Consider the following 18,881-nt stretch of genomic DNA (forward strand, 5'->3'; position numbering starts at 1 on the left):
TAGATAGTATTTGACACTTGAGAATTAAATTTGACGTTTTTGTGCGGGAGACAGGAACTTTAGTTTGCTGGGCTACAGCCAGGTTCCTACGCCGGAACAGTTGGAGGAAGTCAGGGCGGCGGCCAAGCGGGAAATTCAATTTGATGAAGATTCCCCGGAACTGTCCCCGGCAATGTTTAAGGCGTTCAGATGTTCCGTGGCACAGCGCAACAGAAATAAGAAGAACGCATAGCAACTCTGTTACGAATCAAGAGCGCACTGTTCCGGACACTCCGGCGTATACCCCTAAAAATTGAATCTGAACCACTCCAAATGCCGTTGCATGGACCCAAAACCAAGCAACGGCATTTCCTTATCTCCGCTTCATCCTGCTCAATGGTGAATCCTTATATGCCGGAGTTTTCTTCATAACATTCTTCAGAACCGTGCGCTCCTGCTCCGACAGCTTCTCATACCAGATTTGAAGCTGCGTACAAATGAGGGCGGTGAACACATCCAGACAGGAACCCGGCACAGCCAGTGCCTTCTTTGCGTCCTTGATTAGTTTCATGGCATTGGAGTCGTCTGGCGCACTGTCCGTATCGTCCTTGTGCGCTTCCCTTATGGCATGGAGGATAGTGTTCCAAGTCCGGTGCGTGACCTGATAGAAATAATTTTCTTCCTGTATCTGCATGGCTTCCAACGCCTTTAAAGCGGTATCTTCCTCTACCGGCTGATATTGGGAAAGGACTTGCTCCCGCAGGACTTCCAGAAGGCTGTTGAAGTTTTGGAAGTGGGAAGTGGCGACACCATCCACATAAATTTCTGTGTCTGTCATTAAGGTAACGAAGTCCTCATGCGTAGCAATCTCACACAGGAGCCGGTTATTGATACGCCCGCTTTTTAACAGTTCCACCATACTGTCACTCAAATGTAACTCTGTAAGTTCCGTGTCTGGATAGTTCCGGTTCTCTGTCAGGCAGAGAAGATAGTCCGTTGACACTCCGTAAAACTTTGCCAACAAAAATGTCCTATGATAAATGCGAACCTTCGGTTCACATAGCAGTTCATCGACGGATTATTCAAGGAAGCGATAGCTCACTTTATCGAAATGACCGGCCTGTATGGGATATGCTCCCCGGCGATGTAGCGCAACGACTTCCGGCAGGGAAACGGAGGAACCCTGACCGCAACGAGCGTACCAAGGGGAGCGAAACGCCGCCAAAGACGGGGGCAGGAACGACAGCAGAGGGAACCGGCAAAATGAACACCGAAACGATACCGAAACACAACAATCTCACAGGGCGTAGTCTGCCCTGTCCGTAATACCAAGGGGGATTATGGGGCGGCTCTGCGGCTCAAAATCGCCCCGAAACGCTACACAAAAAAACTCCACCCGCCCATGCTGAATCGGGCGGTTTTTCTATGAAGGAGGCACTATGCCGAGAATGTCAAAAAAGCGGAAGAAAGAGCTTGCTTTCTTCCAACGGAAATTTATTTCCGTTTATGACCGGGGCGCAGAAGCTACAACGGACTCTGCCGGAAATGCCAGCATGAATGTAAGCAGAGTTTCCGGGCTGTCATGATCGACTGCCCCCGTTACCAATCCAAACGAGCCAAAAGGAGGACACCACCCAATGAATTGTGAATTTATGATAGCCAGCACACCCCTGCCGCCCTGTATGCCGCTCCCAAAGGCAATGCTCCGGCTTCCCGTCAGCAACACGGCAAAGGTCATGTATGCCCGCCTGCTGGATGAAATCCTGACAAAAGGAACCGAGGACAGCAACGGGATTCTGTTCATCCGCTTCCCCGTCATGGAGATAGCGGCGGCACTCTCCCGAAGCCCCCAGACCTGCAAGCGTTCCCTGAACGAACTGGAACAGGCTGGGATGATCATGCGTGTCCGTCAGGGAATCGGGGAGGTCAGCCACATCTATATCCTGCTCCCCAAGGAGCACGCTGCCCATGAATGAGAAGCTGGAAAAACTGAATCAGGAGATTGAAAAGACCGAAGCAAGGCTGCGGCGGGCGGAGCATATGGAAGAAAAGCATTCCAAGAAAAAATGCTGGAACACCATATAAAGACCCTGAACCGGAAGGAACGGACGCACCGGCTCTGCACCAGAGGGGCAATGCTGGAAAGCCATCTCCCCCACCCGGAATCCGTGACGGATGAGCAGGTCAGCACCATCTTAAAAGTCCTGTTCTGCCGGAGTGACACCAAACGTCTTGTGGAACAGGTTCTTGCAGAAAACTGGAAGGAGGACGCAGAATGAAATTTTCAAAAAGCGAGCTGGATATTATCTACCAATATGCCGCACCAACCAAGGAGGAAACCCTTGCGGGCATGAATGAAATCGTGCCGGTGATAAAAGACTTATTGATAAAGGCAATCGTGGAGAACGCCATCCGGAAACTGGAAAAGATACCGGAGCCGGAGTGCAGCCAGTTTGTTGCCGCAACAAAAGCACGGTTCCTTGCAGAGCGTGACAATTCCATCCGCTAGCGGCTTGCGGCGGCAAAGGCACAGGAGCCAATCATGCAGGGCATGACCTGTCAGGAAAGGAACGCTTTCACCCGGAAACCCGCCACATGATTACACTGGAAGTACAGAAAGATTGCTTTGTCGGCTTTAAGGGGGAGCGGTTCCGTTTCTATCTCTCCGATGAGGGCTATCGGAACGCAAAGCACAGTGAACAGGAGGGGGAAATCAGGATAAAGAGCCATGCCGCCGTTGTTGCCGGGAAACTCTATCCTGACAAAAAGCCCAGACAGCAGAAACGGTGAAAAAGGCAGAAAAACGGAAAGCCGAAAAACTCCCCTCTGAAAGAGGGCGCAATTATACACCACTTAGGGAAGTGGTGCATTGCGCCCTGCCGGGAGCGTCCTGCGGACAGCAGATGATTTCCGTAGATTTCCAATCTGCTCCAATCATCACAGGGGAAGCTACACTTCCCCTGCGCTGGCTCCGCCAGCTACCCCTTTGTATACTTGTCGCCTAAAAGTTCTTTGCGTTGTAGGCTGCTTTCACGCAACAAGTTCTATAATTTTATCCTGATGAAAATGGAAAGTGTGCTTGACATTTGTAACAGTTATGCTATAATGAAATCATGGAAAGCAAACTTTCCATCAGTAAGGAGGTTCGCATGAAAAATCGATTGGAAGATTTGCGAAAGCAACGGGGAATCAAACAAGAAGATTTGGCTAACGCATTGGAAGTATCACGACAAACAATCGGTTCTTTAGAGAATGGGCGTTATAATCCATCTATTCAGTTAGCATTTAAAATTGCCCGGTATTTTGATATGAGTATTGAAGAAATTTTTATTTATGAGGAGGAGTCAAAATGAAAGAAAAAAAGCCATTTGTCATTGAAATTTTAGTGGGTATCGGGTTAGTATGTGTGAGTTTTTTTGTTAAAGCTGACTACTATTCGACTATGATTTTCTCTATGGGTGTTGGAATCATGGCTACTTCTATCGTACAGATCATCCGTATCACTTATTGGCAAAATCCTAAACGATATGCAGAATATGAAGCAAAAAAGAAGGAAGCCCATATCAATAGTGTTGATGAAAGAAAACAATATTTACGAATGAAAGCCGGTCATGTCACCTATCAAATCATGACATTTTCTTTACTCATCCTGTCGCTTATACTTGCATTGGTTAGAGTAGAAGTATGGATAATAGCGATGATATTCTTACTTTTTGTTCTTCAATGGCTGGTAGGAGTTATCGTGTTTCATATGTTGGAAAAGAGGATGTAACAGTGACCCAAATATAATAAAAATAACTAAATACCCACCGCCTATTAGCGGCACACCCAAGCAGGAAATCTGAAAAGGTATCCTGCTCTTTTTTGCCCGGAATCCGGGAGAAAGGAGGGCGCACACTTGCCATGCCTGCACTGTAAAATCACCATCATCAAGCGGAGCAGCAATGAATCCGCTGTTTCTGCCGCCTACCAGAGCGGCGAGAAGCTGTTCTCTGAATATGACCAAGAACAGAAGTATTATCCCTACAAGAACGAAGTCACCCACAAAGAAATCCTGCTCCCGCCCCATGTGCCGCCGGAGTTTGCAGACCGCAACACCCTATGGAACTCTGCCGAAGCGCAGGAAAAACAATGGAACTCCCAGCTAGCCCGGAGGTTCGTGCTTGCCATCCCAAGGGAAATCCCGCTGGGACAGTACACCGACCTTCTCCGTGACTACTGCCGGGAGTTTTTTGTTTCCAAAGGCATGATTGCCGACTTCGCCATCCACGACAAGGGGGACGGGAACCCCCCACACCCATATCCTGCTCACCATGCGGGCGATGGACGAAAAAGGGAAATGGCTCCCCAAGAGCCGCAAGGTATACGACCTTGATGAAAACGGCGAAAGAATCCGGCTCCCGTCCGGCAGATGGAAAAGCCACAAGGAGAACACCGTGGACTGGAACGACCGGAAGTATGCCGAAATCTGGCGGCAGGGATGGGCGGACACGGCCAACCGCTATCTGGAAGCAAACGACCGCCCGGAACGGCTTGACCTGCGCTCCTATGCCCGGCAGGGGATTGATAAAATCCCCACCGTCCACATGGGGCCTGCCGTCTGTCAGATGGAGAAGAAGGGAATCCAGACCAACATCGGCAACCTGAACCGGGACATCAAATCCGCCAACTCCCTCATGCAGTCCATCCGCCAGATGGTGCGCCACTTAAAAGGCTGGATTGCCGACCTGAAAGAGAAAAAGGCCGTGCTGCTGGAAGTGTTGGAACAGGCCAAGGAGCCGACACTCCCGGAGCTGCTATTCCGGTATCTGGAACTGCGGAGTGGGGAACGTGCTGACTGGACTTCCAGAGGGAAGCTGAAAGGAACCGTTGCCGACTACAATAAAGTGCAGGCGGCTATGGATTTCCTGCGGAAAAAGGAAATCTCCACCGTGGAGAGCCTTGACGCCCGGCTGGATGAAATCAGCAATACCGCAGTTTCCGTCATGGGGAGCATGAAAAAAAGCGAGAAGCGTATCAAAGCCATCGACACCATGCTGTCCTACATTGACAAATACGAAGCCAACAAGCCAGTCCATAAGGAGTATGCCGCCATCGGCTGGAAGAAGAAAAAGGAGCAGTTTGCGGAGAGCCACCGGGAAGAACTGGACGCTTACAATGCCGCCATCCGGTATTTGAAAGCCAACCTCAAAGGCAATTCCTACTCCCGCAAAGATTTGGAATCCGAATGGGAACAGCTTGCCGCCGCCCTGCCCGGACAGAGGAAAGAACTGGAAGCGGTTCAGGCAGACGTGAAGGTACTCCGTGACGTGCGCCACTGGCTCAACCAAGTGTTGCCATCCGAACAGTACCGCCAGACCGCCGATCCGGGGAGGAAGCCGTCTGTTCAGGAGAGCCTGAAAGGGCGGCAGGAACGCATCCGGCAGGAGCTGGCAGCAAAAAGCCAGCCGCCCCGGATAGAGAAACAACAGAATATGGAACTTTAAACCGGCGCTTGTTTTGTGATTTATAACCGCAGACAAGCGCCTTTTTCTTTTGAACAGAATTTATTGGCAACGTGAGCGACATTGTGTCGCCCACGTTGGGATTATTAGGAGGAACGCCTATTGAACGTATTTGAAGCCGTGAAGCAGTCCGTCACCACAAGGCAGGCTGCGGAGCGTTATGGAATTAAAGTGAACCGGAACGGGATGTGCGTCTGCCCGTTCCACAACGACAGGAACCCAAGCATGAAAGTTGACCGCCGCTTTTACTGTTTTGGCTGCGGAGCCACCGGGGACGTGATTGACTTTGTTTCCCGGCTCCACGGTATCGGGAGCAGGGAAGCCGCCCTCATGCTGGCACAGGACTTCTCCATCCCTTATGAGGACGGAAGGAACGCCGGGAGGGAACCTATCCGTCCACGCCTGCGGAGGGAAACCGAGGAACAGAAATTTAAGCGTATGGAGCGGCACTGCTTCCGGGTGCTGTCTGACTATTACCATCTCCTGCGCCGCTGGAAGGAGGAACACGCCCCACGCCAGCCGGATGAAGCATGGAATCCCTGGTTTGTGGAAGCCCTGCAGAACATGAGCCGGGTGGAATACCTGATGGACGTACTTCTATCGGGGGAACTTTCAGAGCGGGCAGCCCTTATCACAGGACACGGAAAGGAAGTGAGAAACCTTGAAAGGCGAATGGCAGAACTTACCGCCGCAGATACGGCAGGAACTAAAGAACATGGCAGAAAACACCGAGCCGCCCCGGAGCGTTGAGGACGTCAAAGCCTTGCTGGAAACCACCGAAAAAGGCGGCTTCCGCAACAGCATCCGCAACTGCCTGACCGTGTTCCAGTGCGACCCGCTCCTGTCCGGGGCGGTTGCTTATAACCTTCTGACCGACCGCACCGACATTTTAAGACCTATCGGCTACAAAAGAACCCCGGACAGCCCCATGACCGACACCGACATGAAATATATCCGGCTGTATCTGGAAGAAACCTACGGCCTGACAAGCGAAAAGAAGATACAGGACGCCGCCGACCTTGCCGCCAATGAGAACAGTTACCACCCTGTCCGGGATTATTTAAACGGCCTGACATGGGACGGAACCGGGCGGATACGTTCCTGCCTGCGGCACTTTCTGGGAGCCGGTGAGGACGATTACACTTACCAATCCCTGCGCCTGTTTTTATTGGAAGCCATCCACCGGGCATTTTCCCCCGGCTGCAAGTTTGAAGTCATGCTCTGCCTTGTAGGCGGGCAGGGAGCCGGGAAGTCCACCTTCTTCCGCCTGCTGGCGGTCAAAGACGAGTGGTTCTCCGATGATTTACGGAAGCTGGACGATGACAACGTATACCGGAAGCTGCAAGGCCACTGGATTATTGAAATGTCGGAAATGATTGCCACGGCAAATGCCAAAAGCATAGAGGAAATCAAGTCCTTTTTGAGCCGCCAGAAGGAGGTCTACAAGATACCCTATGAAACCCACCCGGCAGACCGTCCAAGGCAGTGCGTGTTCGGCGGCACGTCCAACGCCCTTGACTTCCTGCCCCTTGACCGCTCCGGCAACCGCCGCTTCATCCCCATACAGGTATGCCCGGAACAGGCGAAAACACACATTTTAGAGGACGAAGCCGCTTCCAGAGCCTATTTAAACCAAGTGTGGGCGGAAGCGATGGAGATTTACAGAAGCGGCAGATGGAAGCTGACATTCAGCCCGGAAATGGTGCGCTATCTAAAAGAACACCAGCGGGACTTTATGCCGGAGGACACGCCGACAACGGACACTGGCAACGGAGCGGGAAAAAACCCGGAGGGATTAAGCTGTACGGAGAGTCAAATTTGTGATATGATAATTTTGCAAGTCTGACTCTCCTTTTTTGAAAGGAGAGGTTCGATGAGTGAGAAAAGAAGAGATAACCGTAATCGTATTTTACGTGAGGGCGAGTATCAGCGCACAGATGGGAGGTATCAGTTCCGTTATATTGACGAGGAAGGAAAAGAGAAAAATGTTTACAGTTGGCGTTTGGATAAGAATGACCCAATGCCGAAAGGTAAGAAGCGGGAACTTTCATTGAGAGAGAAAGAAAAACAGATTGAAGCGGATTTGTTTGACCACATCGTAACCAATGGCGGCAATTACACGGTGCTGGACAGGCAACGTATTGACAAGGTACGTTTATCAGATGCAAAGGCGTGGCTCATTAAGCTTCAGCAGGTGGATGGGAGAGGATACAGTTCCATTCATTCTATCCGTGGTGTTCTCAGACCAGCATTTCAGATGGCTGTAGATGATGACCTGATTCGTAAAAATCCATTTGGATTTGAACTGGCATCGGTGATTGTCAATGATTCTGTTACCAGGGAGGCGATCACCCGGAAACAGGAGCGGGATTTGCTCAAGTTTATCAGGGAAGATACTCATTTTGGCAAATACTATGATGCAATTTACATTCTTTTTCATACGGGACTTCGTATTTCGGAGTTTTGCGGACTGACAATACCTGATATTGAGTTTGGGGAAATGCGTATTAAGGTAAACCATCAGTTACAGCGCACATCACAGATGGAATATGTGATTCAAGAGCCGAAAACAGAAAGCGGTGTCCGCTATGTTCCTATGACAGAAGAAGTGGCGATGTGTTTTCGCAGAATCATTGCTAATCGGGAAGCACCGAAAGTTGAGCCTATGGTAGATGGTTATATTCGTTTCCTGTGTCTGGATAAGAATGATATGCCAAAGGTTGCCCTTCACTGGAAGAAGTATATGGAGCATATCATTGAAAAGTATAACAAGATTTACCGCATTCAGATGCCAAAAGTAACCCCTCATGTATGCAGACATACCTTTTGCTCTAATATGGCGAAGTCGGGAATGAATCCGAAGACCTTACAGTATATCATGGGTCATTCGGATATCAGCGTAACCCTGAATACCTACACCCATGTGAATTTTGATGATGCGAAAGAGGAACTGCATCGAGTAGCGAACTCTTAAAAAGCCCGTTGGTAAAGCCGCTTACTTTACCAACGTTTTTACCAATTTTGCAGGGACAAATATGAGAAAGTATGAGACGATTTGAGAAAATGCTTTGGAAACATAGAATTTCGGAATAGTCCGAAAATCCAGCAAAATCAAGCATTTGAGAAGAAATACAGGATATATAAGGAGTTATAGAAAAATGATTAAAATACTTTTTATTTGCCATGGAAATATTTGCAGAAGCCCCATGTGCGAGTTCATCATGAAAAAACTGGTGGCAGAAAAAGGGCTCTCCCAGGACTTCTGCATCGCCTCCGCCGCCACCAGCACGGAGGAAATCTGGAACGGCATCGGCAATCCTGTCTACCCTCCGGCCAAGGCCAAGCTTGCGGAACATGGCATCAGCTGTGCCGGGAAACGCGCAGTCCAACTACAGCGCTCCGATTATGCCAAATACGACTACCTCATCGGCATGGACAGCGCCAACATCCGCAATATGCACCGGATGCTGGGAGGTGATCCGGAAAGAAAAATCTGTAAGCTCCTGTCCTTTGCGGGCTCTGAACGGGACATCTCCGACCCCTGGTACACCGGCGACTTCGACGCCACCTACCATGACGTCACAGAGGGCTGCGAAGCTCTGCTGGCCCAGCTGCTCCAGGCCGGCAGGCTCTGACCTGTTTTCTAAAACCGGCCGGCTCTCCCATCATACAGAAAAGCCAGCCTGTTCCGGCCGGTGCCTATACCCGCAGAGCAATCATCCTCTCTCGTGCTCTGTCGTGTTTTCCCCATCCGGGCCGTACACCGCCCTTGCGCCCCCTATCAGCTTGGGCCTGGTGCGGGCACAGACTACATGGGCATCGCCAATCTCTTTCGTGCGAATGCGAACCGGCACCGCCACATCCTTAAGATGCATCCCTATCAGAGTGTCCCCGATGTCCATGCCTGCCCCGGCCCTGATATGTTCCACCGCTACAGGCTCCTCGAAAGTCTTATAGGCCGCCGTAGCAAATGCGCCACCTGCCTTTGGCTGGGGAATCACATTGACGATTTCATATCCGTACCGGACCGCTGCTTTCTTTTCCAGGATAAGAGCACGGTTCAAATGCTCGCAGCACTGGGCGGCCAGGTAGACTCCCGCCTCCTCTGTGGCCTGATATATGCTGCCGAATACCACTTCCGCCAGTTCCGGGCTGGAGAAAGTGCCGATTCCCGCCCCCGCCACCTCGCTGGTGGAACAGCCTACCACAAAGATTCCGCCCTCTTCAATACCTGCCGCATCCAAAATCTCTTTCGCCGCATTATATGCCTCGCTGCCGATAATCGACATTTCTTCTGTCATCCTGAAATCCCTCCTATCTCAAATATTCTGAAAAAAGTCTCTCCTTGGCCTTTCTGTTTGCAGACTTTTTCCAAAATTGCATGCTCTTTTATCTGTTCTAAAGATATCATAAGGCTTTTTCCCTGTCAACATACAGGGCAAGTGCAAAATTCGTTGCTTTTCCGCCCCGGCAGTCTATAGCGGATTATCCGACCGCCGTGCCAAAATTTTTATAAATTTCCTATTGCTTTTTGCGCAGAATATGTTATACTTTTGAGAAGAGGGGCATTGGCGCAGTTGGGAGCGCGCCACACTGGCAGTGTGGAGGTCACGGGTTCGAATCCCGTATGCTCCATATCGGATAAAAGCCGCAGTTCATGGATTTTCCAGTAAAATCAATGGTTTGCGGCTTTTTCGATGTCATGAATCCCATCCGCCGCAAGACCAAGCCTGTCCTGCACTGCCAGTGTGGCGCTCCTGGAGTTGTAGTCAAACAGCCCATTCACATCCTGATGCCTACCCGGGATTCCGCTCCGGAGTTTTTGGTATATGCAGGTTTACCAGCCTATGCACCAGCGCGGCCGGGCCGGAAAGTCTGCGGGCATCCATTAAACAGGGAGATATTGATACTAAGACGATATTTACACAGCCAGCAATCCAAACATTCATTCCCCGATTTCAATGGAATCCGTCCGATATATGAATTTCACCTGTCCATCCATTCCATCGTCAAGTCCCGAGAAGTTCTTGTAATGTTTGGAGGCATTCTGAGTAGCGCGGAGCCTTTCCACCAGACCGTCCAGGTCATCATCCACGGCATCTACCAGCTTTTGGATTCCCTCGTCATTGAACTCCTGCAATCCATCCGAAAGCTGACCCGCGCCGTCCCGCAGCTGGGTGATTCCATCCGTAAGGGCCGGGGCGCCGTTCTTCATAGCCGCAATTCCGTCACCAAGTTCCGAGGCGCCGCTATAGAGCTGACCCGTACCGCTGCGCAGCTCGTCCACGCCGCTCTTTAACCGGCCTGCGCCGTTTGCGGCCTCCGCGACGCCCGCCGTATAGGCCTGTACGCCCAGATAGAAGACATTGTAGGTATCCAAAGACTGCTTCAATGCAATGACGGATTTTGCGCCCTCCGACGCAGCGGCAAGCTGGCTCTGGACTTCCGGGCTCGCCATATTGTCGGAAATGGCTTTCTGGACTTCCTGCTCCACTCTGGCGGCAATCATGGCTTTCGTCTCCTCGCCAGCCATCTGTTCATTCACATTGGCCTCGATAAGCGCCTGCACCTCGGGCGTTTCCATCTGCTCCTCCACAATGCCGGCAATTTTCCCTCTCACAGCCTCGCTCTCCATCTGGCTGTTTATGGTTTCTGTAATCCGGGCCTGCTGCTCTTCGCTTATCATTCCGGCAGCCACTGCAGCCTCATATTCCTCTTTCGTCATCGGCTGCTCCAGCTGTCCCAGAACGGCTGCCTCCACTTCCCCGCGGACGGCTGTTTTGGTTTTTTCCTCCACACCGGCCCTGACCGCATCCGTCACGCCCGGAACCACTTTCTCCTGGCGCGCTGCCGCAATCACTGCCGCTACGATTTTCCCACGCCCAGCCTCCACGGCTGCGCTCACCTGGGAATAGGCTTTCTGATAGACCGCTTCGCCGTCCAGCGAGGCGATGACACCGTTCAGCACATCCGCGTAATTCTCCACGGTCATGGCGGGCACATCCAGCCCCGCGCCTCCATCTGGGTCCGGGCTGTGGCCAGCAGGGTGTCGAATACCTGCCTGGCCCCGCCGTTGAGCTCCCCGTTCTTGGAGACCAGGATATTCAGGCCCGACTGAAGACTTGCAGTGCCGTCCTGCAGCCTGGCGGCCCCATCATCCAGCGCACCCGCGCCATTTCGCAGCCGGGCCGCCCCATCGGAGAGCTTATCAATCCCCTGCACCAGTTCCCCGGATTTGTCCAGCAGGGTGCACAGCCCATCATATAGCTGCGAAGAGCCGTCCATCAGCTGCCCCATGGCATCCGTCAGCTCTCCCAGCGCTCCGTTCAAATCATTCACCAGATTCTCATTGTCTGCGTCCACCCCATTGAAGAGCTCATTGGTGGCGATGGTCACGGTCATGCCCATCTCGAACTCTTTCACATCGGCAGAGATTTCAAAAGAATCCGGCACATCCAGCTTGTCTGAATCCACCGCCAGGTTCTCCCGCATACCGGGCATCCCATAGCCAATAACTACAATCCTGTCGCCGTCATTTATCATCCTGCCGCCCGAAACTTCCACATTGGTGAACACGCCGTTAGCCAGAACCATCCCTGTCACCACGGCAAAAGGCACATAGACCTTGGTTCTGACGCCCTCCACTTCCGCGTATTCATACTGCTCATTTGTGTAAGAGAAGCGAATCTTCACCTTGCCGCTCTTCCCGGCAAGTTCTTCCGGGGAGATTTCTTTCCCGTCCAGCTGATAAGTAATCGTAAGCCCCACCGGCAGTTCCTTTTCGGCGCTGCCCTGATAATAGATATCGCTGCCTCCGGCCTCCCATACTTTCACATTGCCCGGCTTTTCGGTGAAAATCTCATCGCCGCCTACATTCTCTATGTCCGCCAGCTCCGACACATCGTTTATGCCGGCCGCTTTGGCCCCATTCTTCAGCCAATCGCTGACCACAATCTTTCGGGGGCTGCCATCGGCATTCGCCCATACGTAGACCGTCTCTTCCTTGGCTATTTTTTCACCAGCCGTCTTTTCGTTTTCGGACCTGCTCTTCTCTTTTTCAACCTCTGTCCCCTTATTTTCAGATGTCCCTTTCTCATTTGCCGCTTCTCCACCCTGTGCCTCTTTGGCGGCATCCGTCGTTTCGTCTGTTTTACCGTCTGTTTCTGTCTTCCGTGCCGTATTATCTTCTGCGGCCTGCGTATAGATAACGCTTCCTGTCCCTTTGGGGGACAGTGTCCCCCCAAGGGACAGGGCTGCGCACAGCGCCGCTGCCGTCAGCTTCACGGCCTGCTTCCTCTTCAATCGTTTTCTTTTTGTTGTTAATATCTACAGTGATATTGAAAATTGTAAGCTAAGAAAATAAAATTATATGTAAAGGAAGGACAGTATATGAGTTTTGAAGATAGTATTAAAAGAGCACAAGAAACAAAAAATCAATCAAGCCAACAGCACACTTCAATTTCCACAAACCAGACGATTAACTTGGGTAAAGGTATTCCAGCTAATTATGAACTTAATAAATTGGGGCGTCCCACAAATGAAGGTTACGAAGGCGATACTACTGGTGAAATAATTAATGATTGATTATGCCCTTTTCATCATTGATACGTTCGAAAAGTATATGCAAAAAACCACATCTCTCTTAATAACAAGAGATGTGGTTTTTCATTTTACAGTTCCCCAACAAAATTATAAACTATCCGTACTTCCTGTGTCCTTACCCCGTCAATCTTCTCCGGCTTGCCTATCAGTATGCGGTTAATCAGTCTATTCAACACAGCCTCGTCAAGCTCCGTAATAGCCGCATATCGCTTTATTTCCTCCATGAACGTCCGCACGTCACCCTCCGAATGTTCTTCTTCACTGATAATTGCCGCTATCTCCTGCATACGGTTCTGGTTGTTTTCCTGCTCCCTTTCCATTGCGTCCGTCAGCTTCAGGAAACGCTTTTCCGTAAGTATCCCCTTTGCCTTGTCCGCATAAAGGCTGATAAAAGTATCATCTATCTCCTGATTGCGCCCTGCAAGGCTCTCATATTCCCTTTTAAGGCTTGTCAGTGTCGGCAAGGTACTGTTTTTCCATCCTCCGGCTTAAACGCCCGTAAAACGCTTCTCTGTCCTTTAACGCCGCAACTTCCTGTATGTCGGCAAGCACAAGGTCATATAAATCCCTTGCTTCGATTTTGTGGCTTGTGCAGGCATCTTTCCCCAACCGGTTATAGGTCTGGCAGATATAGTATGCCTTGTCTATCGGCTCACGTTCTTTCCCAGTCCGGCGGTCTTTGTCCGTCCTCCCGATTTTTTCATACCGTACCTGCATGGACTTCCCACAGGTGGCACAGTAGACAATGCCATGAAAAATATTATAATACGGGCAGCTATTCCCGTTCATTGTCTGCGGTCTATAAGCTGCTGTACCTTCTCCCACTCCGCTTTGGGGATAATAGCTTCGTGGCAGTCCTCTATGACTTCCCTCTGTTCCCTCGGAATGATGTTGTAGGTATTGGAGCGTATGCCCTTCTGGTGTGTCTTGCAGACAACATGGGCACCTTTGTAAAAGGGATTGCGTAAGATACCATTTTTACAAAAAAAGAGAACAGCGTTTTATACTCAAATAAAACCACTATTCCCTAATTTACGAATTGCATATTTATGTCATAAAGATTGCATTATCAACCACCATTAGCGTTTGTATTGAGTATATAAAGCAAATCTTATGACTTCTTTGTAAAATCTAAAAGCTATATTTTGTATAATTTTTGTAAAATTTGAATTTCTTAGGAAATCTGCATCACATCATTTTTATCCTCTTGTAAAAAAATCTGTATGATTGTTCCCTCTCCAGGACTGCTCTGCAAATCAATCTGACCATTCAAATACTGTACGGCGTGTTTTACAATAGAAAGCCCTAACCCCGTTCCACCCGACTCTTTAGAACGGCTCTTATCCACTCTGTAAAAACGCTCGAATATCCTTGCCTGATGTTCCGCCGGAATACCAATTCCGGAATCCTTTACAGAGATTACAGCTTGATTTTCCTCTCTGTTTACAGAAATCTCCACCATGCCGCCATCTTTATTATATTTGACAGCATTATCGCAAAGATTAAATATAATTTCTGTCAATAACCGCCGGACACTTTTTATCCTGACTGTTTCCCCTGTCACAGCAATTTCAATATCCTTTATCGCTGCTATGTCCGCCAGCCCTGCAGCCACATCCGTTGCGACCTCATATAAATCAACATTTTCAAAAGGCATATCGCACCCCTCGTCTAATTGGGATAAACGGATAATATCATCAATCAATGTTACAAGCCGCCCTGCCTCTGTGCGGATATGCCCTACAAAACGTGTCATATCCTCCGATTTTACAAGACCGTTTTCCATTAACTCCGCACTTCCCATTATTGATTGCAGAGGAGTTTTCAGTTCATGTGATACATTGGCAGTAAACTCCCGCCTGTTCCTTTCTGCGAAAGCTGCTTCTGTTATATCAAAGGCAAGGACAACCGCCCCGATTACAGTACCGTTAGATTCAATGCGGTTGACATGAATCTGATACTCTTTTCCCTCACGTTCTATGCGGATTTCGCTGTGTCCGCTTGAAAATGCGTCCTGTATGGCGTGGCTCACATCATGGTTTCGCTCCACTGTCAGAAAATCCTTACCTATGCAGGATTTTTTTGTATGGAACAGTTTCAATGCTGCAGGATTGATGTTCAGAATTACATTTTTTTCGTTTAAAAGCACAAGTCCTTCCGTCATGCCCTGCGTAATCTGTGTAAACTCATCATTCTTTCTCTGAAGTTCCGACAACTGTACATCTATCTGCCTATGCTGTTTATTGATACGGTTTAACAAGGGCGCTAATTCTTCATAGGTATCATTTTCCAGCGGCCTTTCCAAATCAAGGCTGTTTAACGGCTCCATGATATGTTTGGAAATCCGGCTTGCCAGCACTCCCGATAACACAAGGGCTACAACAATCACAATTAAAATCGGCTGTATCATTCCCAAAACAAGCATCCATACAGTAGCGCTGCTAACCGAAATTCTAAGGACTGAACCGTCGTTAAGCCTTCTGGCGGAGTAAAGCGTTTTTTCCAAGAGTGTCGTGGAATAGCGCAGGCTTTTTCCTTCCCTGCTCTGTAATGCCTGCCTGATTTCCTCCCTGTCCGCATGGTTTTCCATACTTTCCTCGTCAGACTGTGTATCATATATCACATCGCCGTTCCCAGCAACCCATGTTAAACGGTACTGATTTGATTGTAATTCCTCAAGATATTCCTGCCCATTCTTCTCGACGGCTGCGGCTGCCAAAGACAACTCATCTTCTAACTGTTTCCCCTGAACATCACTGAAATAACGGTAAAGACACCCCATGATGATAACAAGGCTCGCCATCAGGACAGCCGCCGCCACAATCATAATAGACTTAAAAATTTTCTTTGTCATGCCTGCACCTCTAATCTATAACCTATGCCACGCACTGTTTCAATCATTTTCCCATAATCCCCCAACTTCACACGCAATGTACGGATATGCATATCAACCGTCCTTGTTTCACTGACATAATCCGCACCCCATACATCATTAAAAAGCTGGTCACGGGTAAATGCAATTCCCGGATGAGAGAGGAACAGACGGAGAAGTTCAAACTCTTTTAAGGTAAGCTGTATCCTTTCGCTGTCAGCGGTAACAGTATGTTCGTCTAAACTGACAACAAGACCGCCTGCCTTCAAAAGATGTTCCACCTCTGTGGGATTACATCGGCGAAGTACAGCTTTCACACGGGAAACCATTTCCATCATTCCAAAAGGCTTTACAAGATAATCGTCCGCACCTAAATCAAGGCTCTGAATTTTATCGTACTCCATGCCCTTAGCCGTTGCCATGATAACGGGAATCCTGCAAGTGTCGGGACTGTCTTTCAGAAATTTCAACAATTCCACGCCGTCCTCTCCGGGCAGCATAATATCAAGGATAATCAAATCCGGCTTATCCGTGGCCAGCGCATCACGAAAAGCCGCCGCATCCGAAAAGCCTGTTGCTTCAAAATCTGTAGAATTAAGCGTGTATACCTCAATATCCCTGATACTTTCATCGTCCTCTACGCACCATATTTTCATAAATTTTCTGCTCCTTTGTGTTTTCCTGTTACAGAAAAAGCCACCCACTCTGCAATATTTACCGCATGATCCCCAATACGTTCAAAGTATTTGGCAATCATCAGTAAATCTAATGCGTATCCTCCATTTGTCGGCTTTTCTGCTATCAGTTCAATCAATGATGATTTGACCTGCAGGAATAAATCGTCAACCACATCGTCACGGTCAATCGCCGCATCAGCCAGCGCAACATCCTGCTTTACAAAGGCATCAATGCTTTCTGTGACCATTTGGCTCACCGCATCAGCCATAAAACGGATATGTTCACATTCCCCGCCTGTCCGCCCGCCAAGAAATGTAATAATTTCTGCAATGTCCGCCGCCTGCGTTCCAATACGTTCCATATCGGTAATCATTTTAAGGGCTGCGGAAATCTGCCGCAAATCCCCTGCCACCGGCTGTTGCTGTAACAACAGTTTCAGGCACAGCGTTTCTATTGTGCGCTCCATATGGTTAATTTCCCCGTCAAGGGATATAACCTTATCTGTCAGCTTCACATCGCCCGCAGAGAGCGCCCTTGAAGCAATTGCAATCGCTTCCTCACACATTGCCCCCATCCTCGTAAGCTCATTATTAAGCGTAGCAAGCTGTTCATCAAAACGACTTCTCATTATCCAAACCTCCCCGTAATATAATCCTCTGTCCGCTTGTCTTTTGGCTGCTCAAACATCTTTTCCGTATTTCCATATTCAATTAAACTACCGAGGAGAAAGAATGCAGTATTATCGGAAATCCGTACAGCCTGCTGCATATTGTGCGTAACGATGATAATAGTATACTTATCTTTCAGTTCCATTGCAAGTTCCTCAATTTTAGATGTGGAAATCGGATCAAGGGCGCTTGTGGGCTCATCCATCAAAAGCACATCCGGCTCTACCGCCAATGCGCGGGCAATACAGATCCTCTGCTGTTGACCGCCCGATAACCCTAACGCAGATTTTTTCAGCCTGTCTTTTACTTCCTCCCAAATTGCAGCCCCACGCAGGGAGTGTTCTACTATATCGTCCAGTTTTGCTTTATTTTTTATGCCATGTGTCCTCGGTCCGTAAGCAATATTATCATAAATGCTCATAGGAAACGGATTAGGTTTTTGAAAGACCATGCCAATACTGCGGCGAAGCTCATTGACATCTATATCAGCATCAAAAATGTTATGCCTTCTGTAACACACTTTCCCTGTAATCCGCACACCGGCGATGAGGTCATTCATTCGGTTTAACGATTTAAGGAAAGTAGATTTTCCGCACCCCGAAGGACCAATTAAAGCAGTAATGCTCCGTTCCTCAATCTCAATATTTATATCTTTCAAAGCCTGCGCACTGCCATACCAAAGGCACAAGTCTTTCACTGTCATAACATTACTCATACATTTCTCCTTTTTTTGAAATATCTGCTTACCAATGCCGCCGACAAATTGATGAACATGGTCAAAATCATCAGGATAGCGGCAATAGCAAAAGCAATTCCAAATTCTCCGTTTTCCTTTGCATAGACATATAATGCAACTGTCAGTGTTGCCCCTGCACTGCCAAGCCCCTCAAAGATTCCATTCAGAGCGTGGGCAAAACCAGCCGTAAAAAGAAGTGCCGCCGATTCCCCAAGAATACGCCCGACAGACAGGATACAGCCCGTTATGACACCCTCAATACAGCCGGGAAATACAACGGTATAAATTACACGCCATTTTCCAGCACCCAATCCGAAAGCACCCTCACGGTAGCTTTGCGGCACTGTTTTCAAACTCTCCTGAGTAGTACGCATGACCGTGGGCAGATTCATAATTACCAATGTAAATGCTCCCGCTAGTAAGGAGGTTTTCATGCCAAAAAACTGACAGAAAAACAGCATCCCCACAAGACCATAAATAATAGACGGAATCCCCGATAATGTTTCAGCAGTATATTCAATCAGTTCTACCAGCTTTTTATTTTTGGCATATTCTGTCAGATAAATTGCAGCGCCTACCCCAAGAGGAAGAACCAATGCCAAAGTTGCCAACACGATATAGACAGTATTGAGAATATCCGGCAGAATCCCTATGCGATCCGACAGATAACTCGGTTTTGTAGTAAGCAGTTCCCATGATACATTCGGCAGTCCTTTCCACAATACATAGCCGATTAGAAACAATACCAATGCACAGGTAACGCTCACGGAAATTCCCATCAGCACACGCATGACGGTAATGTATGCTTTCCTTTTAGCTGAAATAGATTGTTTTTGCATTTT

20 protein-coding genes, 1 tRNA gene and 5 pseudogenes are annotated in these 18,881 nt (G+C 49.0%); 14 read left to right on the plus strand and 12 right to left on the minus strand.

Annotated elements, in window-relative coordinates:
- Nucleotides 1-64: 64 nt before the first annotated feature.
- On the plus strand, nucleotides 65-232 hold the full coding sequence (locus tag NFS35_RS20800) for a hypothetical protein (RefSeq protein WP_251209001.1): 168 nt from the start codon (nucleotides 65-67) through the stop codon (nucleotides 230-232).
- 120 nt (nucleotides 233-352) lie between these two features.
- Here NFS35_RS20800 and NFS35_RS20805 read toward each other — a convergent pair whose 3' ends face one another.
- On the minus strand, nucleotides 353-1,000 hold the full coding sequence (locus NFS35_RS20805) for a transcriptional regulator (protein WP_251209002.1): 648 nt from the start codon (nucleotides 998-1,000) through the stop codon (nucleotides 353-355).
- A 418-nt stretch (nucleotides 1,001-1,418) separates the two neighbouring features.
- Between NFS35_RS20805 and NFS35_RS20810 the strand changes: the two are divergent.
- The 11 genes and pseudogenes from NFS35_RS20810 (at nucleotide 1,419) to NFS35_RS20860 (ending at nucleotide 9,118) form a co-directional block, all read left to right on the plus strand.
- A pseudogene (locus NFS35_RS20810) lies at nucleotides 1,419-1,627 on the plus strand (hypothetical protein).
- Complete coding sequence (locus NFS35_RS20815) at nucleotides 1,617-1,955, plus strand: DeoR family transcriptional regulator (protein WP_251209003.1); 339 nt, start codon at nucleotides 1,617-1,619, stop codon at nucleotides 1,953-1,955. The pseudogene NFS35_RS20810 and the gene NFS35_RS20815 overlap by 11 nt, the downstream one beginning before the upstream one ends.
- Nucleotides 1,948-2,258 (plus strand): annotated as a pseudogene (locus NFS35_RS20820) (DUF3847 domain-containing protein). The gene NFS35_RS20815 and the pseudogene NFS35_RS20820 overlap by 8 nt, the downstream one beginning before the upstream one ends.
- Nucleotides 2,255-2,769: pseudogene (locus NFS35_RS29740) on the plus strand (DUF5720 family protein). The pseudogenes NFS35_RS20820 and NFS35_RS29740 overlap by 4 nt, the downstream one beginning before the upstream one ends.
- 359 nt (nucleotides 2,770-3,128) lie before the next feature.
- Complete coding sequence (locus NFS35_RS20830) at nucleotides 3,129-3,332, plus strand: helix-turn-helix transcriptional regulator (RefSeq protein ID WP_016304303.1); 204 nt, start codon at nucleotides 3,129-3,131, stop codon at nucleotides 3,330-3,332.
- Nucleotides 3,329-3,751, plus strand: coding sequence for a hypothetical protein (locus NFS35_RS20835; protein WP_251209004.1), 423 nt, complete (start codon nucleotides 3,329-3,331; stop codon nucleotides 3,749-3,751). The genes NFS35_RS20830 and NFS35_RS20835 overlap by 4 nt, the downstream gene beginning before the upstream one ends.
- 126 nt (nucleotides 3,752-3,877) lie before the next feature.
- Nucleotides 3,878-5,465: pseudogene (mobQ, locus tag NFS35_RS20840) on the plus strand (MobQ family relaxase).
- Between the two features lie 120 nt (nucleotides 5,466-5,585).
- On the plus strand, nucleotides 5,586-6,233 hold the full coding sequence (locus NFS35_RS20845; RefSeq protein ID WP_251209005.1) for a CHC2 zinc finger domain-containing protein: 648 nt from the start codon (nucleotides 5,586-5,588) through the stop codon (nucleotides 6,231-6,233).
- Nucleotides 6,199-7,233 (plus strand): annotated as a pseudogene (locus tag NFS35_RS20850) (VapE domain-containing protein); the annotation flags it as partial. The gene NFS35_RS20845 and the pseudogene NFS35_RS20850, both read left to right, overlap by 35 nt.
- 123 nt (nucleotides 7,234-7,356) lie before the next feature.
- Nucleotides 7,357-8,457: a site-specific integrase gene (locus NFS35_RS20855; protein ID WP_251209007.1), complete on the plus strand. Its 1,101-nt coding sequence runs from the start codon at nucleotides 7,357-7,359 to the stop codon at nucleotides 8,455-8,457.
- Nucleotides 8,458-8,641: 184 nt separating this feature from the next.
- A complete protein-coding gene (locus tag NFS35_RS20860; RefSeq protein WP_251209008.1) occupies nucleotides 8,642-9,118 on the plus strand; it encodes a low molecular weight protein-tyrosine-phosphatase in 477 nt (158 codons plus the stop codon).
- An 81-nt stretch (nucleotides 9,119-9,199) separates the two neighbouring features.
- Here the strand turns inward: NFS35_RS20860 and NFS35_RS20865 are convergent, their stop codons facing one another.
- A complete protein-coding gene (locus tag NFS35_RS20865; RefSeq protein WP_251209009.1) occupies nucleotides 9,200-9,784 on the minus strand; it encodes a TIGR01440 family protein in 585 nt (194 codons plus the stop codon).
- A 261-nt stretch (nucleotides 9,785-10,045) separates the two neighbouring features.
- On the opposite strand from NFS35_RS20865, the gene NFS35_RS20870 reads away from it, so the two are divergent.
- Nucleotides 10,046-10,118, plus strand: a tRNA-Ala gene (locus tag NFS35_RS20870).
- A gap of 310 nt (nucleotides 10,119-10,428) precedes the next feature.
- Here the strand turns inward: NFS35_RS20870 and NFS35_RS20875 are convergent.
- Complete coding sequence (locus tag NFS35_RS20875; RefSeq protein WP_251209010.1) at nucleotides 10,429-11,475, minus strand: hypothetical protein; 1,047 nt, start codon at nucleotides 11,473-11,475, stop codon at nucleotides 10,429-10,431.
- Entirely contained in the window at nucleotides 11,472-12,767 is a 1,296-nt protein-coding gene (locus tag NFS35_RS20880; protein ID WP_251209011.1) for a hypothetical protein, read from the minus strand. The genes NFS35_RS20875 and NFS35_RS20880 overlap by 4 nt, the downstream gene beginning before the upstream one ends.
- Nucleotides 12,768-12,872: 105 nt before the next feature.
- Between NFS35_RS20880 and NFS35_RS20885 the strand changes: the two genes are divergently transcribed.
- The gene (locus NFS35_RS20885) at nucleotides 12,873-13,067 is read left to right on the plus strand and encodes a hypothetical protein (RefSeq protein ID WP_172530811.1); all 195 of its coding nucleotides are present in this window, start codon (nucleotides 12,873-12,875) and stop codon (nucleotides 13,065-13,067) included.
- Nucleotides 13,068-13,153: 86 nt separating this feature from the next.
- On the opposite strand, the gene NFS35_RS30050 is transcribed toward NFS35_RS20885, so the two are convergent.
- From NFS35_RS30050 to pstA, 8 genes are all read right to left on the minus strand, one after another.
- Nucleotides 13,154-13,549: a DUF4368 domain-containing protein gene (locus NFS35_RS30050; protein ID WP_330640389.1), complete on the minus strand. Its 396-nt coding sequence runs from the start codon at nucleotides 13,547-13,549 to the stop codon at nucleotides 13,154-13,156.
- A complete protein-coding gene (locus NFS35_RS30055) occupies nucleotides 13,527-13,874 on the minus strand; it encodes a zinc ribbon domain-containing protein (RefSeq protein ID WP_330640390.1) in 348 nt (115 codons plus the stop codon). The genes NFS35_RS30050 and NFS35_RS30055 overlap by 23 nt, the downstream gene beginning before the upstream one ends.
- On the minus strand, nucleotides 13,871-14,056 hold the full coding sequence (locus NFS35_RS30060; protein WP_330640393.1) for a recombinase family protein: 186 nt from the start codon (nucleotides 14,054-14,056) through the stop codon (nucleotides 13,871-13,873). The genes NFS35_RS30055 and NFS35_RS30060 overlap by 4 nt, the downstream gene beginning before the upstream one ends.
- A gap of 203 nt (nucleotides 14,057-14,259) precedes the next feature.
- The gene (locus NFS35_RS20895) at nucleotides 14,260-15,939 is read right to left on the minus strand and encodes a sensor histidine kinase (protein WP_251209012.1); all 1,680 of its coding nucleotides are present in this window, start codon (nucleotides 15,937-15,939) and stop codon (nucleotides 14,260-14,262) included.
- The gene (locus NFS35_RS20900; protein ID WP_251209013.1) at nucleotides 15,936-16,613 is read right to left on the minus strand and encodes a winged helix-turn-helix domain-containing protein; all 678 of its coding nucleotides are present in this window, start codon (nucleotides 16,611-16,613) and stop codon (nucleotides 15,936-15,938) included. Before NFS35_RS20900 ends, NFS35_RS20895 begins: the two co-directional genes overlap by 4 nt.
- On the minus strand, nucleotides 16,610-17,263 hold the full coding sequence (gene phoU, locus NFS35_RS20905; protein ID WP_251209014.1) for a phosphate signaling complex protein PhoU: 654 nt from the start codon (nucleotides 17,261-17,263) through the stop codon (nucleotides 16,610-16,612). The genes NFS35_RS20900 and phoU overlap by 4 nt, the downstream gene beginning before the upstream one ends.
- The gene (pstB, locus tag NFS35_RS20910) at nucleotides 17,263-18,018 is read right to left on the minus strand and encodes a phosphate ABC transporter ATP-binding protein PstB (RefSeq protein ID WP_251209015.1); all 756 of its coding nucleotides are present in this window, start codon (nucleotides 18,016-18,018) and stop codon (nucleotides 17,263-17,265) included. The genes phoU and pstB overlap by 1 nt, the downstream gene beginning before the upstream one ends.
- Nucleotides 18,015-18,878, minus strand: coding sequence for a phosphate ABC transporter permease PstA (gene pstA / locus NFS35_RS20915; protein ID WP_251209016.1), 864 nt, complete (start codon nucleotides 18,876-18,878; stop codon nucleotides 18,015-18,017). Before pstA ends, pstB begins: the two co-directional genes overlap by 4 nt.
- Nucleotides 18,879-18,881: the final 3 nt, after the last annotated feature.

Origin of the sequence: Acetatifactor aquisgranensis, from assembly GCF_943193215.1 — a bacterium.
GTDB lineage: Bacteria > Bacillota > Clostridia > Lachnospirales > Lachnospiraceae > Acetatifactor > Acetatifactor aquisgranensis.

Coding starts and splice junctions, on each gene's coding strand:
- pstB (WP_251209015.1), bottom strand. CDS start 18,018: ATGAGTAATGTTATGACAGTGAAAGACTTGTGCCTTTGGTATGGCAGT.
- NFS35_RS20865 (WP_251209009.1), bottom strand. CDS start 9,784: ATGACAGAAGAAATGTCGATTATCGGCAGCGAGGCATATAATGCGGCG.
- NFS35_RS20830 (WP_016304303.1), top strand. CDS start 3,129: ATGAAAAATCGATTGGAAGATTTGCGAAAGCAACGGGGAATCAAACAA.
- NFS35_RS20900 (WP_251209013.1), bottom strand. CDS start 16,613: ATGAAAATATGGTGCGTAGAGGACGATGAAAGTATCAGGGATATTGAG.
- phoU (WP_251209014.1), bottom strand. CDS start 17,263: ATGAGAAGTCGTTTTGATGAACAGCTTGCTACGCTTAATAATGAGCTT.
- NFS35_RS20885 (WP_172530811.1), top strand. CDS start 12,873: ATGAGTTTTGAAGATAGTATTAAAAGAGCACAAGAAACAAAAAATCAA.
- NFS35_RS20860 (WP_251209008.1), top strand. CDS start 8,642: ATGATTAAAATACTTTTTATTTGCCATGGAAATATTTGCAGAAGCCCC.
- NFS35_RS20855 (WP_251209007.1), top strand. CDS start 7,357: ATGAGTGAGAAAAGAAGAGATAACCGTAATCGTATTTTACGTGAGGGC.
- NFS35_RS20875 (WP_251209010.1), bottom strand. CDS start 11,475: ATGACCGTGGAGAATTACGCGGATGTGCTGAACGGTGTCATCGCCTCG.
- NFS35_RS20815 (WP_251209003.1), top strand. CDS start 1,617: ATGAATTGTGAATTTATGATAGCCAGCACACCCCTGCCGCCCTGTATG.
- NFS35_RS30055 (WP_330640390.1), bottom strand. CDS start 13,874: ATGAACGGGAATAGCTGCCCGTATTATAATATTTTTCATGGCATTGTC.
- NFS35_RS20895 (WP_251209012.1), bottom strand. CDS start 15,939: ATGACAAAGAAAATTTTTAAGTCTATTATGATTGTGGCGGCGGCTGTC.
- NFS35_RS20835 (WP_251209004.1), top strand. CDS start 3,329: ATGAAAGAAAAAAAGCCATTTGTCATTGAAATTTTAGTGGGTATCGGG.
- pstA (WP_251209016.1), bottom strand. CDS start 18,878: ATGCAAAAACAATCTATTTCAGCTAAAAGGAAAGCATACATTACCGTC.